This window comes from Massilia luteola (assembly GCF_034420155.1).
Taxonomy (GTDB): domain Bacteria; phylum Pseudomonadota; class Gammaproteobacteria; order Burkholderiales; family Burkholderiaceae_D; genus Telluria; species Telluria luteola.
Genome location: NZ_JAXOFN010000001.1, coordinates 199,508 through 213,346, shown reverse-complemented (window position 1 = coordinate 213,346; position 13,839 = coordinate 199,508). Strand labels below are relative to the sequence as shown.

At 68.6% G+C, this 13,839-nt stretch carries 11 protein-coding genes; 7 read left to right on the top strand and 4 right to left on the bottom strand.

Going from position 1 to position 13,839, the window contains the following annotated elements; all coding sequences use genetic code 11:
• The first annotated feature begins 149 nt into the window (after nt 1-149).
• From U9J41_RS01005 to U9J41_RS00980, 6 genes are read left to right on the top strand one after another with little or no spacing between them, the layout of a single operon-like run.
• Nucleotides 150-1,397, top strand: a complete 1,248-nt coding sequence (locus U9J41_RS01005) for an efflux RND transporter periplasmic adaptor subunit (protein ID WP_322399740.1) — start codon at nt 150-152, stop codon at nt 1,395-1,397.
• 27 nt (nt 1,398-1,424) lie between these two features.
• Entirely contained in the window at nt 1,425-2,108 is a 684-nt protein-coding gene (locus tag U9J41_RS01000; protein WP_322399739.1) for an ABC transporter ATP-binding protein, read from the top strand.
• Nucleotides 2,098-3,339 (top strand): ABC transporter permease, encoded by a 1,242-nt coding sequence (locus U9J41_RS00995; protein ID WP_322399738.1) that lies wholly within the window; start codon nt 2,098-2,100, stop codon nt 3,337-3,339. Before U9J41_RS01000 ends, U9J41_RS00995 begins: the two co-directional genes overlap by 11 nt.
• A complete protein-coding gene (locus U9J41_RS00990; RefSeq protein ID WP_322399737.1) occupies nt 3,339-4,535 on the top strand; it encodes an ABC transporter permease in 1,197 nt (398 codons plus the stop codon). The genes U9J41_RS00995 and U9J41_RS00990 overlap by 1 nt, the downstream gene beginning before the upstream one ends.
• A 9-nt stretch (nt 4,536-4,544) precedes the next feature.
• Nucleotides 4,545-5,939: a sigma-54-dependent transcriptional regulator gene (locus U9J41_RS00985; RefSeq protein WP_322399736.1), complete on the top strand. Its 1,395-nt coding sequence runs from the start codon at nt 4,545-4,547 to the stop codon at nt 5,937-5,939.
• Nucleotides 5,936-7,306: a sensor histidine kinase gene (locus U9J41_RS00980; RefSeq protein WP_322399735.1), complete on the top strand. Its 1,371-nt coding sequence runs from the start codon at nt 5,936-5,938 to the stop codon at nt 7,304-7,306. Before U9J41_RS00985 ends, U9J41_RS00980 begins: the two co-directional genes overlap by 4 nt.
• A gap of 163 nt (nt 7,307-7,469) precedes the next feature.
• Here U9J41_RS00980 and U9J41_RS00975 read toward each other — a convergent pair whose 3' ends face one another.
• The 3 genes from U9J41_RS00975 to U9J41_RS00965 all read right to left on the bottom strand — a co-directional run bounded on the left by U9J41_RS00975 (nt 7,470) and on the right by U9J41_RS00965 (nt 12,173).
• A complete protein-coding gene (locus tag U9J41_RS00975) occupies nt 7,470-9,608 on the bottom strand; it encodes a S46 family peptidase (protein WP_322399734.1) in 2,139 nt (712 codons plus the stop codon).
• A gap of 148 nt (nt 9,609-9,756) precedes the next feature.
• Nucleotides 9,757-10,422 carry a hypothetical protein gene (locus U9J41_RS00970; protein ID WP_322399733.1) on the bottom strand — a complete coding sequence of 222 codons (666 nt, stop codon included), beginning with the start codon at nt 10,420-10,422 and terminating at the stop codon, nt 9,757-9,759.
• Between the two features lie 11 nt (nt 10,423-10,433).
• A complete protein-coding gene (locus tag U9J41_RS00965; RefSeq protein ID WP_322399732.1) occupies nt 10,434-12,173 on the bottom strand; it encodes a rhamnogalacturonan lyase B N-terminal domain-containing protein in 1,740 nt (579 codons plus the stop codon).
• Between the two features lie 214 nt (nt 12,174-12,387).
• Here U9J41_RS00965 and U9J41_RS00960 point away from each other — a divergent pair, with 214 nt between their 5' ends.
• Complete coding sequence (locus U9J41_RS00960) at nt 12,388-13,374, top strand: bile acid:sodium symporter family protein (protein ID WP_322399731.1); 987 nt, start codon at nt 12,388-12,390, stop codon at nt 13,372-13,374.
• Between the two features lie 71 nt (nt 13,375-13,445).
• On the opposite strand, the gene U9J41_RS00955 is transcribed toward U9J41_RS00960, so the two are convergent.
• Complete coding sequence (locus U9J41_RS00955) at nt 13,446-13,835, bottom strand: hypothetical protein (RefSeq protein ID WP_322399730.1); 390 nt, start codon at nt 13,833-13,835, stop codon at nt 13,446-13,448.
• Nucleotides 13,836-13,839 lie beyond the last annotated feature (4 nt).

Sequence of the window (13,839 nt, the reverse complement as noted above, 5' to 3'; positions counted from 1 at the left end):
TTTATGCAACCTGCGGACGAGTGTCCGTTTCCGGACACCGTTGCCCGCCAGCGGGCAGCGCCGCGCGTCCATGCGCCCTTCTCCGCCCGGGAAAGCATGCTGGCACGCGGCTTGCAATACAGGCAGCATCGCAATTATCGCCGTCAATCATGGACCAGGCCCTCAGTCTCGACATCATCCGCCGCCGCACCCGCCTGCGCGCCGCCACCACGCTCCTGCTGCTCGCCGGCCTGTGCGCCGGTGCGTGGGGCCTGAACCGCGTGCTGCGTCCCAGCGTGTCCGCCGACGACGTCGTGATCGCGCAGGTCCGGCGCGGGAACGTCGACAACACGATCGACGCCTCCGGCATCGTCATCCCCGTGCGCGAGGAAGTGGTGGCGAGTCCGGGCGCGAGTCGCGTCGCGAAGGTCCTCGCCAAGCCGGGGCAGCAGGTCCGCGCGGGCGACCTGCTGCTGGAACTGGACGACCGCGACATCCGCCTCGCACTGGAAGCGTTGAAGGAACAACTGGCGCAGCAGGACAACCGCATCGCGACCTTGAGCCAGGAACTGCGCCAGAAGCGCACGCAGATCGCCAGTGCCATCGAACTGCTGGAGATCGACCTGCAGGCCGCGCGCGCCACGCTGGAACGCAGCCAGAAACTGCGCAGCAGCGGCCTCGTTTCGGGCGAAAACCTGCTGACGGCGGAGCTGAACGTCAAGCGCACGCAGATCCAGCTGCGCCAGCAGCGCGCACTGCTCGAGGACACGCGCCGCGGCACCGCCAGCAGCGTCGCCGCGGCCGACCTGCAGAAAGCGATCCTGCAAAAGCAGATCGCGCAGCAGGAACAGCTGCTGGACCGCACCCGCGTGCGCGCCCCGTTCGCGGGCATGCTGACCTGGCTGGTCGAGGAAGAAGGCGCCAGCGTCGCGGCCGGCCAGCTCGTGGCGCGCGTCTCCGAATTGAACAACTACCGCGTCGAAGCCACCTTGTCCGACTTCCACGCGCGCCAGCTCGCGCCCGGGCAGGCCGTGCGCGTGGAGCAGAACGGCGAGGTCCTCGCCGGCACCGTCCACACGATCCTGCCCGAAATCCAGAACGGCACGATCAAGCTGCTCGTCGACCTGGCCCAGCCCCGCAACGCGCATCTGCGCAACAAGATGCGCGTCGACGTCAACGTCATCACCGAACGGCGCGCGCACGTGCTCGTGGTCGACAACGGCGCCGCCTTCAACGGCCGCGGACCGCAGCCGGCGTTCGTCGTCGATGGCGGCGTGGCGCGCAAGCGGACGATCACGCTGGGCGCGAGCGACGGCAAGGTGGTCGAAGTCGTCGCCGGCGCGCGCGCGGGGGAACGCGTGCTCGTCTCGGACACGCGCGCATTCAAGGACCTGGACACCATCCGCATTTCGAATTAACGCATTTCCCAACCTTGCGAGGACACCATGATCAGACTGCACAAAGTGAGCAAGACCTACCGCACGGACAAGGTCGAGACGCTGGCATTGAAGGACATCGACCTGTCCATCGACCGCGGCGAATTCGTCGCCATGATGGGCCCCAGCGGCTGCGGCAAGAGCACCCTGCTGAACCTCATCGGCCTGCTCGACCGGCCGGGCCAGGGCAGCGTGGAAATCGACGGCGCCGCGATCGCCTCGTACCGCGACAAGGACGTGGCGCGGCTGCGCAACCGCACGTTCGGCTTCGTGTTCCAGAGCTTCCACCTGATCCCCGACCTGCGCGTGATCGACAACGTCGAGCTGCCCCTGCTCTACCGCAGCGTGTCCGGCGGCGAGCGGCGCCGGCTCGCGCGCGCGGCGCTGGAGCGCGTGGGCCTCGGCGCGCGCATGGACCATTATCCGAACCAGCTGTCCGGCGGCCAGCAGCAGCGCGTGGCGATCGCGCGCGCCATCGTCGGCGACCCGCTCGTGCTGCTCGCGGACGAACCGACGGGGAACCTGGACAGCAAGATGGGCGCCGAGGTCATCGACATCCTGCTCAAGCTGAACGCCGAGGGCACGACGGTCGTGATGGTCACGCACGACGAACACGAGGCCCGCCGCGTCGGCCGCATCGTGCGCGTGTTCGACGGCCAGCTGGTGGAACCGGAGCGTCTCCATGCTGCGTAACTACCTGCTGACCGCGTACAAGGTCTTCATGCGCCGCAAGCTGTTCACGGCGATCAACCTGGCGTGCATCGTGCTGACGCTCGTCGTGCTGATGGTGATCACCGCACTCCTGCAGACGACGTTCTGGCCGCGCGGCGTGGAAGGCAGGAGCGACCGCTTCCTGCAGGTGTACGGCATCCGCACCCAGGGCGCGAAAGGCGGTCCGATGCGTACCTCCCTGCTCGGCTACAAGAGCATCGACAAATACCTCAAGCCGATCGCGGGCGCCGAGCGCGTGTCGGCGTTCACGGTGCCGGGCGCGGTCTCCGTCTACCAGGGCGACCGCGTGAGCCAGCTCGACCTGCGCCGCGTCGACGCCGACTACTGGAAGATCCTCGATTTCCACGTGCTGGCCGGCCGCCTGCCGGACGAAGACGACGACCGCCGCGGGCGTCTCGTCGCCGTCGTCAACGCGTCGACCGCGCGCCGGCTGTTCGCAGGCGGCCCGGCGGTGGGACAGCGCATCAGCGTGAGCGGGCAGACGTTCGAGATCATCGGTGTCGTCGCGGACGTCATCCACATCAACGCCTATGCCGACATCTGGGCGCCGCTGACGACGTTCCCGTCGACCGACTACCAGAAAGATCTCACGGGGAGTTTCGCCGCCATGCTGCTGGCCCGCACACCCGCCGACCTGCCGCGCATCCGGCGCGAGGTCGCGCGCAGCGCGAAGTCGTTCGTCAGCGAAGACCCGCACACCTACACGACCACGTTCTTCTGGGCCGACAGCAAGCTCGATGTGTTCGCGCGCACGCTCCTGGGCCGGCAGAGCGAGGCCGATTCCGGCGCCGCGCGGCTGCTGCTGATGATAGGCGGCGGCATGCTGCTGTTCATGCTGCTGCCCGCGCTGAACCTCGTCAACCTGAACATGGGGCGCATCCTCGAACGCAGCGCCGAGATCGGCGTGCGCAAGGCGTTCGGCGCCACGAGCCTGCAACTGGCGGGCCAGCTGGTCGTCGAGAACGTCCTGCTGTGCCTCGCGGGCGGCCTGCTGGGCCTTGCCTGTGCGCGCCTCGTGCTGTGGTGGCTCGAAGCGTCGCAACTGATTCCCTACCTGGACGTCGACATCAACCTGCCGGTGTTCGCATGCGGCATGCTGCTGTCCCTCGTCTTCGGCCTGTTGTCCGGCGCGCTGCCCGCGTGGAAGATGTCGCGCCTCGATCCTGTCCACGCCCTGAAAGGAGCCGCGTGATGCTGCGCCACCTGCTGCAACTCACCTGGAAGCGCAAGTCCAGGAATCTGATGCTGAGCCTCGAGATCCTGTTGGCGTTCGCCATCGTGTTCGGCATCGCCGCGTTCGGGCTCCGCTTTTGGCAGCTGTATCGCGAACCGATCGGTTTCGACGGCACCGATACATGGTCGGTCGCCATGCAGTTCTCCGACGTGCCGGCCGATGCGATTTCCCCCGACACCTACGACATGCTGCGCCGCAGCCTGCTCGAACTGCCGGAAGTGCGGGCCGTCGGCTTCGTCAGCTTCGCGCCGTACACACTGTCGACGTGGCGCTACAACTTCAAGTCGCCGCAGACGGGCGTCACCATGCTGACGGATACCTTCGAAGCGAGCGACGACGTCGCCGCCGCGCTGGGCGTGCACCTTGTCGCCGGGCGCTGGTTCGACGCCACCGATGAAGGCCGGCCCGAGCTTCCCGCGGTGCTGAACCGGAGCATGGCGGCCGCGCTGTTCCCCGGCCGGCCGGCGCTGGGCCAGCGCTTCCTGAGCGCGGAGGCAGGTCCGCCCCATACCTTTCGCGTCGTGGGCATCGTCGACGATTTCCGCAACAAGGGCCCCTTCATGACGCCGACGAACTTCGTCATCACCCGCTTCGCGCCGCACACGAGCCAGTCGCGCGTGCGCGCCATCCTGCTCAAGGTCGCACCGGGCACGCCGCGCGCGTTCGAGGCGAGGCTGAACCAGCGCCTCAAGGCGGTCCGCAACGATTGGTCGTACGAGATCGCGCCGCTGGCCTCGATGCGCGCCTCGCTGCTGAAGGAACAGCTCGTGCCGCTGGCCGTCGTCGCCGTCATCGCCGCGTTCATGCTGCTCATGGTCGCCTTCGGCCTGTTCGGCGTGCTGTGGCAAAACACGACGCGCCGCATTCCCGAGATCGGCCTGCGCCGCGCGCTCGGCGCCAGCGCCGCCAGCATCTACCGCCAGATCGTCTTCGAGCAGCTGCTGCTGTGCTCAGTGGCCGTCGCCGTGGGACTGGTCCTGCTCGTGCAGCTGCCGCTGACCGGCGCGCTGGGCGACGCGCTGAACTGGCCGGTGTTCGCCGGTGCCGTCCTGCTGTCGATGGCCGTTATCTATCTGCTATCCTTGGCGTGCTCGCTCTACCCGGGCTGGCGCGCGAGCCGGCTCGATCCGGCGGCGGCGCTGCATTACGAATAAAAGGCATCCATGGAATCACAACGCAGGCGGCGCGTGCTCGTCGTCGACGACGACCACGCCGTCCAGGTCTCGCTGGCACTGCTGCTCAAGCAGGCCGGCTTCGACGCCGCATGCGCGGACGGTCCGCGCGAGGCGCTGGCGCAGCTCGAAGCGGGCGCTTTCGATCTCATTTTACAGGACATGAATTTCTCGCTGCAGACGAGCGGCGCGGAAGGCCTGGACCTGCTCGCGCAGATCAAGGCGATGCATCCGGCGCTGCCGGTCCTGCTGATGACGGCCTGGGGCTCGATCGCGCTGGCCGTGCGCGGCGTGAAGGCCGGCGCCGCCAACTTTTTTACCAAGCCCTGGGACAACGCCCAGCTGGTCGACCTGATCGGCGCGACGCTCGACCTGGGCACGCCCGCCGCGCCGGCCTGCCGCACGCGCGCCGCGCTCGATGCGAAGTACGACTTCGCGGGCATCGTCGGCGAGCATCCGAAACTGTTGAAGGTGCTGGAGACGATCGCGCAGGTCGCGGCCACGCGCGCGCCCGTGCTGGTGCTGGGCGAGAGCGGCACGGGCAAGGAGCTGATCGCGGACGCCATCCACCGCAACAGCCCGCGCGGGACGGCCCCCATCGTCAAGATCAATATGGGGGCCATCGCCACGTCGCTGTTCGAGAGCGAGATGTTCGGCCACGTGCGCGGCGCGTTCACCGATGCCAAGGCCGACCGCAAGGGCCATGTGGCGAGCGCCGACGGCGGCACCTTGTTCCTCGACGAGATCGGGGAGCTGAACCGCGGCGACCAGGTCAAGCTGCTGCGCGTGCTGCAGGACCAGCGCTACCAGCCCGTGGGCGCGAGCCGCGCGGAACAGGCCGACGTGCGCGTCGTCTCGGCCACCAACCGCGAACTGGCGGAGCTGGTCGCCAGCGGCGACTTCCGCGAAGACCTGTTCTACCGGCTGAACCTGATCACGATCCGCCTGCCGCCGCTGCGCGAACGGCGCAGCGATATCCCGCTGCTCGCGCGCCACATCGTGGCCGCCGTGGCGGACAGCTACGGCCTGGGCACCGTCGGCCTCGCGCCGCAGGCGCTGGACTGGCTCGCCGCGCAGCCGTGGCCCGGCAACATCCGCCAATTGAAACAGACGCTGGAACGCACGCTTCTGCTGGCCGGCAAGGACCTGCTCACGCAGGCGGATTTCCAGGCCACGAGCGCCGTCGACGACAACGTGCCCGGCACGCGGCTCGGCGTCGACGGCATGACGCTGGACCAGGTCGAGCGCGTGATGATCGAGCAGGCGCTGCGCCAGCATGCGGGCAATATCTCGCGCGTCGCCAAGGCGCTCGGCCTGTCGCGCACCGCGCTGTACCGCCGGCTGGAACGCCACGGCCTCGGCGACGGCGCGCAACCGGTCGAATGATGCGCATCAGGCTCGGCACCTACGTCGTGGCGCTGCACCTGCCGCTGTTCGGCTGCGCCGCCCTGCTGCTGCCGGCGCGGCCGCTGTGGTTCGTCGGCGCGGAAGGCCTGCTGCTGGCCAGCCTCGCGCTAGGCTGGTGGCTCGTGCGCCAGGCACTGGAGCCGCTCGGCTACACGCGCCGGTTCCACGACCTGCTGCAGGACCAGCAATACGCCAACCGCCTGGCCGCCCCCGCATCGTCGGAACTGGAGGACCTCGTGGGGACGTTCAACACGATGCTCGCCGCCCTGCACCGCGAGCGCCTGGCCATCGGCGAGCAGCAGGGCTTTCTCGACCGCCTGCTGGAAGCGACGCCGGCCGCCGTCCTCGTGTTCGACTTCGACGGCGCGATCAGCCTCGCGAACGCAAGCGCGGGCGCGCTCCTCGGCCTGGACCGCCCGCAGGGCAAGCCCTTGTCCGCATGGACCGGCGCCGCCGCCGGCTTCGCGCCGGGCCTCGACGCGCACGCCCGCGCGCGCAGCCGCGAGCTCGTCGCCCAGCTGGACGCGCTGCCGCCGGGCGAATCGCGGCTGCTGACGGACCTCGACGGCCGCCGCTACCGCGCCCAGCGCGGCCAGTTCTACGACCGCGGCTTCGCGCGCCACTTCCTGATGGTCGAGGAACTGACGGCCGAACTGGAAGATTCCGAGCGCGCCACCTACGAGCGCCTGATCCGCGTGCTCGCGCACGAAGTCAACAACACCGTGGCGGCGACGGGGTCGGTGCTCGACTCGCTGCTGTTCTACCGCGGCCAGCTGGCGGAGCCGGACGCCGGCGACTTCGCCACGGCCATCGCCGCCGTCAAGCGCCGCAATGCGAGCCTGGGCGAATTCATCGACCGCTTCACGAAGGTCGTCAAGATGCCGCCGCCGGAACTGCGCCCGACGAACCTCAAGGCCGTCGTCGACGACATCCTGTGGCTGAACCGGGAACAATGCAACAGCCGCGGCATCGCACTGGGCTGGCACCGCTGCGACACGGTCGCGCCGCTGGCGCTGGATGCGCAGCTGATCGAGCAGGCGCTCATGAACATCGTCAAGAATGCGATGGAAGCCATCGAGGCGGCCGGCCAGGCGCACGGTGCGGTCAGGCTGGAGCTCGCCGACGAGGGGCGGCGCGTGCGGCTGTCCATCGTCGATTCCGGCGACCTGCTGGCGACCGGGCCGGCGCGGCCGTTGTTCACGCCGTTCTTCACGACGCGCAAGGGCGGCCAGGGGATCGGCCTGATGTTCGTGCGCGAGGTGTTGCAGCGGCACGGCTGCACGTATTCATTGGCGCCCGGCGCGCCGGGCGAGACGCGGTTCGATATCCGGTTCCCGGTCGGGTGATGCCGGCGTTTGGCGGGCGGAGGCCGCCCACCCTGCCGCGCGGGTGACGCCGCCGCATCGCGTACCTTACGCGTGGGCGGAGGCCGCCCACCCTACGGCCGATCGGCGAATCCGTCGCATCCGACCTCGTAGGGCGGGCACCCCGTGCCCGCCAGGCATGCCGTCAGCTCTTCGGGTACTTGATCGTCATCTCGCGCAGCAGGTTGTCCGCATGGTCCACCTCCTTCATCACCCACAGCATGTAGCGGATGTCGACGTGGATGGCGCGCGTGATCACCGGATCGAAATACCAGTCCTTCGTGATCGACTCATAGGTCGAATCGAAATTCAGCCCCACGAGTTCGCCCCGCCCGTTCATCACCGCGGACCCCGAGTTGCCGCCGGTCGTATCGGCGCTCGACAGGAAGTTCACCGGCACCGTGCCCAGCACCGGATCCCTGAACCGGTCGTAGCGCTTGGCGCGGATCGCCTGCAGCAGCGCCGGTGGCGCGTCGAACGGCGCCTTGCCGGTCTGCTTCTCGAGGATGCCTTCGACCGTCGTGAACGGTCCCTTGACGATGCCGTCGCGCGGGCTGTACGGGACGACCGTGCCGTAGGTGACGCGCAGCGTGCCGTTGGCGTCCGGGTAGACCGGCTTGCCCTGCGACTTCTTCCACGCGATGACCGCGTCCATGTACTGCGGGACGACGCGCTCCAGGTTGCCGTCCACTTCCTTGCGGCGTTCTTCCAGCGCCATGCCGACATCGTGCAGGCGCACGGCCAGCTGGATGAACGTGTCGTCCGACTTGCGGAACGCCTCCGCGTCGCGGCCGATCCACGCGAGGCGCTTCGCCGTGTCGCACAGCGCCGTCCCCTTGTACAGCGGCGCCAGCGCGTTCTGCGACGGCAGCAGCGCGTCGAGGCCGTGCGGGCGGACCTTCGGATCGATCTTGCCGTAGCGGACCAGCGCCGACTGCCAGCGGGCCTGGTCGACGCTCGGCACGAACGATTGCTCGAGACGGGTCAGGCGCGCCTTGATGAACGCGACGTCGCGGTCCTGGTAGCCGGCTTCGCGCTGGGCGTCCGGCTTCTGGTGTTCGAGCGCGAGGCGGTACAGCGTGCGCGCGCTGGTCAACAGGTCGCTGTGCGTGGCTTCGTGCCAGGCCGTCTCCTGCGTCATCGTCGCCATGTCGGCGGCGATGGCGGCGTCGAGGTCCGCCATCAGGTTTTTCGGCCCCGTGCCGTGATGCTTGTACCAGGCGCGGAATTCGGCGTCCTGGGCGTCCTTGATGGCGGCGATGTCCTTGCGCGCGAAGCCGTCCAGCAGGCCGCGCGTCTTCTTCAGCACATTGTTCAGGCTTTTCGCCACGCTGGCGTAGCGCACCGTGTAGTCCGGGCTGCCCATCGTGGCGGCCGCGATCACGGACAGGTCGGCCGTGATCGACGCCACCTTCGCCGGGTAGTCGACGTCGCGCGCGAAGCGGATCTCGGCGGGCAGCTTGTAGCGGCTCGTGCGGCCCGGGTAGCCGGCCAGCAGGATCGGGTCGCCGGCCTTCAGGCCCTCGGCCGAGACGACGAGGAAGCTCTTCGATTTGTACGGCACGTTGTCCGGCGACGGATCGGCCGGGCGGCCGTCGCGGCCGACGTAGGCGCGCAGGAAGGAAAAGTCGCCGACGTGGCGCGGGAATTCGTAATTGTCGATGTCGCCGCCGAAGTCGCCGACGCTGTTGGCCGGCGCGTAGACGAGCCGCACGTCGCGGATCAGGAGCTGCTTGACGCGGTAGTACGCGCCGCCGCGGTTGAACGCGGGGACCGAACAGCGGAACGCCTGGTCGCTCTCGCATTCGGCGATCAGGTGCTTGATGCGCCCCTCGACCTGTTCGTGGCGCTCCTTGCCGGACAGGCTGGGCGCCAGGCCTTTCAGCACGCGATCCGTCACGTTCTCGACCTTCTCGGTCACGTAGACCATCGTGCTCGGGCCGCCCGGCAGTTCGTCGGCGCGCGTCTTCGCGAGGAAGCCATTGGCGATGTAATTGTGCTCCGGGGTCGAATTGCGCTGGATCGCGCTATAGCCGCAGTGGTGGTTCGTCACGACCAGGCCGTCCGGCGACACGAACGACGCCGAGCAGCCCGGCGTCGCGACGATGGCGCTCATCGGGTGTTTCGACAGGTCGGCGAGACGCTCGGCCGGGATCGTGATGCCGATGCGTCTGAGCTCGGATTTCAGTTGCGGCAGCTGGTGCGGCTGCCACTGGCCCTCGTCGGCGAACGCACAGGCGCTGGCCCCCAGCAGGGCGACGGGAAGGACGACGGATTTGAACAAGACAAACCTCAGATGCAAAAAAAACAAACATCAGTATATCGTCTGTCCGTCTTGTTACGGAAACAAAATTGTCACTATCCGCCGCGCTGGAGTATGTACAGCCCGTATATTGACGCCCTACGGACGCCACATCCCGCAAATTCCGCAATCAGGCGTATTTACGTTTGCGCCGCCGGAGCGCCGCCATGCCCATCAGGGCGGCCGCCCACAGCGCCGGCGACGCCGGTTCCGGCAGGCCGACGCGCACCTCGTCCAGTGCCGGCGCGCTGTAGCCCGCCTGCCGGTTCGGCGCCGAAAAGGCGAAGTAGCGCACCTCGTCGAAGCCGGCCCCGTCGCCCAGGCCGAGCACCGTCCCGCGCGGCATGCTGAAGTTGCCGCTGCCCGTGCGCAGGCCGTCGTCGTACGTGGCCCAGTAACCGTTCAGGGCCTGGTAGCCGCTGCCGGCCGCGAACTCGATGCGGACGAAACTGCCGCCGTCCGCCTTGCGCACGCTGATGTACGCGTTCATGCCGGCCGTCGCCATGTAGTTGCCGGCAAACGCGGGACTCAGGTCCGACACGGCGTCGTAGCAATCCACGCCGGCATAGCCGCAACCGTTGTTGGCGCCGTACCCGGTGAAGTGGAACAGCAGGCCGTCCTCGACCCAGTCGTTGGCGAGCCCCGTGTTCAGGTCGAAATGGGCGACGTTGGTCGCGACGCCCACGGCCGTGCCGGCGCCGAAGGTCTGCAGCACGGCGGCGCCGGCGGCGTGGCAGGCCAGCGCCAGCGCGGCCGCGGCGGCGGCCGCGGACATGAGTCGGATCTTGCGTTGCATCGTTGTCTCCATCATGGGGTCGGGATCAGGTCGAGCGCGTCGTAGCTGTAGCCGGGGCTCAGGAAGCGGGTGCCGCTGGTGCCACTGATGGCCGTCAGCGTCAGCACGTTCTGGCCCACCACCAGCTCACTGGCCGGGATGTCGAAGGTGTACATCGTGTTGTTGCCGCGGTAGGTGCCGACCGTCAGCGTGCGCGATTTCGGCTGCGTGGACGCCGGCGGATTCGCCGACACCCAGCCGTTCACCTGCGCCTTCGGCCGCCCGCCCGCGAATGCGTCCGTGATGCCGACCCGCAGCGTCAGCGGCACGATCTGGCTCTGGCGCAGGTTGAAGCGCACGGTCAGCGCCCCGTTCACGTCCTTCCACTGGTAGGCGGGGAAGCCGGTCGCCGGCGCGGACGTGCCGACCACGTAGTCGCCCGGCGTCCACGACGCCATGCGCACATCGGACGGGTGCATCGTCGTCACCTTGCCGCCGTTGATGAATTCCGCCGGCGAGCCGTCCCAGTCGCCGATGCGCCACAACGCCGCCGCGCTGCCCGGATCGCCCGTCACGGCGATGGTGCCCGCCCCGGTCGTGGCACCCGCGCCCACCGTCACCGTGCGCGTGTCGACCGCCAGTTCGTTCTTGTAGACCTTCATCGTGTAAGTGCCGGGGATCATGCCGGCGCTCGTGAAGTGGCCGTCGACGGCGTCGGCCGCCGTCCAGTACTGCGCCGCCGCATTCGAAAAGCCCACCGTGTACGCGAAGCGCGCGTCGCGGCCCGTGATGGCGGCGCCGCTGACGGCGCCGCGCGCCTCCGGCGCCACCCAGCCCGTGAGGCCGAGGGTGCCGAGCCAGGACGTGTCCACCGGCCCCGGCGCCGAGCCGTCGTTGAACACCATCGTGTACGTGTTGAGGATGTTCGTGCGCAGCGCCTCCGTCTGGCCCTCGCCGTAGTTGATGATGTACGTGATCTCCTGGTCGGTACTCGTCCCCTGGTTCAGCAGGCTGCGATAGAACGGGCCGCCGGAATTGCCCTCGTTGTTGTCGCGGACGATCCACAGGCCGGCATTGGTCCCCGTCGCGCCGATGTATTGCCAGTCCTTCAGGCGCATGTTCGAGTAGTGCTTGGAACGCGTCTCGCCGTTCGCCATGCCGAACACGTCGCCGGATTCGATCGCGCCCGTGTTCCCGCGCAGGTCGGACGGCGCCGGTCCGTTGGGCAGGCGCGCGATCGGCACGCGCACGATGAAGCGCGCGAGGTTCAGCGTGTCCGGCTCGCTCGTGAAATACGTCCCCATGTAGATCTTCGCCTCGCCGCGGCGGGCGATGTAGTAATGGGTCAGGTTGCCCGCCTTGACGGTCACCTTGACGACGTCGCTGCCGACCGTCTCCGCGGCCACGTCCACCGCCGAGATGCCCTTGTACAGGTAGTCGAAGCCGGAATTGACCTGCGTGCCGCGCGCCTGGTCCTGGTACTCGGCGCCGTTGTAAAGCATCGACGCGATGTCGCCGGCCGACTGCGTGCTGACGCCGTTGTCCAGCCGGCGCACCTTGAAGACGAGGCCCGCGCCGGTGTCGATCGTATAAAAATTCGCGTCCTGCGTGAGGCCGAACGTGGATACCGCGGCGGTGCCCGTCAGCATCCGGGTGCCCCCGCCGGTGGCGATGGCGGTGGCCGTGCCGCCGCCATCGCCGCCGCAGCCGGCGGCCAGTACACATAACGTCGTCGCCAGCGCGACCGGGGTCCTGCGCAAGAACATGTGCATCGTCTGTCTCCTGATTGTTGGGTCGGTCGGGGACGTCCGGCCCGATTGTCACGACATCGTTGATGAATTTGCACACAAGTATTGACGGGCTGCGCGCGCCGGGTCAACCGGGCACACGGCGCCGGCAGCAAAGAATCACGCGCTTGAGCGGAGGGCCGTGGATGCAGATAGAATGGCGGGTCCGGCGCCGTCCGGAGACTCCGCCGAATCCATCATGCCCAGCTTCCTCGCCCCAATTTCCGCCACCCTGCGCCGCCTGTCGATCGACACCTTCACCATCCTGCTGCTGTGCACCGTCGCCCTCGCGAGCGTGCTGCCGTGCGGCGGCCAGACGGCCGTCGTCCTCGGCAAGGTCACCACCATCGCCATCGGCCTGCTGTTCTTCCTGCACGGCGCCAAGCTGTCGCGCGAGGCGATCGTCGCCGGCTTCACGCACTGGCGCCTGCATCTGCTGGTGCTCGCGTCGACCTTCGTCATGTTCCCGCTGCTGGGCCTCGCCCTGAAGCCGCTGGCGGGCGGCATCGTCACGCCCGAGCTGTACGTCGGCATCCTGTTCCTGTGCACCCTGCCCTCCACCGTGCAATCGTCGATCGCCTTCACGTCGATGGCGCGCGGGAACGTGGCGGCGGCCGTGTGCAGCGCATCGGCGTCGAACTTCGTCGGGATCTTCGTCACGCCGCTGCTCGTGTCGACGCTGATCGTGCGCGGCGCGGCGGGCGGCTCGTCGCTGGATGCCGTCGTCGCCATCGTCGAACAGCTGCTGCTGCCCTTCCTGGCCGGCCAGTTCCTGCGTCCGTGGATCGGCCGCTGGGTGGACCGCCACAAGCCGATGCTCAAGATCGTGGACCAGGGCTCAATCCTGCTGGTCGTCTACACGGCGTTTTCCGAATCCGTCAACGAGGGCCTGTGGCACAAGCTGTCGGGAGAATCGCTCGCGGGGCTCGTCGTCATCAATTGCGTGATGCTCGCGATCGCGCTCGGCCTCGCCACGTGGACGAGCCGGCGCCTGGGCTTCAACCGCGAGGACCGGATCACCATCGTGTTCTGCGGCTCGAAGAAGAGCCTCGCGAGCGGCGTGCCGATGGCCAAGGTGCTGTTCGCGCCGGGCGCGCTGGGCATGGTGATCCTGCCCGTGATGCTGTTCCACCAGATCCAGCTGATGGTCTGCGCCGTGCTGGCGCAGAAGTGGGGCCGCCGGTAACACCGGGGTCAGAGCCCGATTTTTGGAAATTTCTTTGAGGACGTTGCCAAAATCGGGGCTCTGACCCCGGTTTATCTGGCCAGCGCCAAGCCGCCCCACCACACTTCGGGAAGCGCGGCCGCCAGCATCAGGCCTGGGCCCAGGGCCGTGATGAGCCAGCGCCGCCGCGGCGGCAGCCAGGCGGTGCGCGGGTCGGCCAGGCTGGCGCGGATGTCGCGCCAGCCGAAGCACCCCAGCGCCAGCAGGCCGAGCGCGAACAGGCACCACCGCGCCGCATCGCCCAGCAGCGCGGCGAAGTCGGTGTCGAGATAGGCCAGCGCCGGCAGCGCGAGGCACACGCTGCCCAGCAGTTCGGCCGTCGCGATGACGGCGCTGCGGCCGCGGCGGCGGAAGTCGCGGCGCAGCATCCAGGCCGACAGCGCGACGTCGCCGGCCAGGTACAGCGCCGTCCAGCCGGGCATGTCC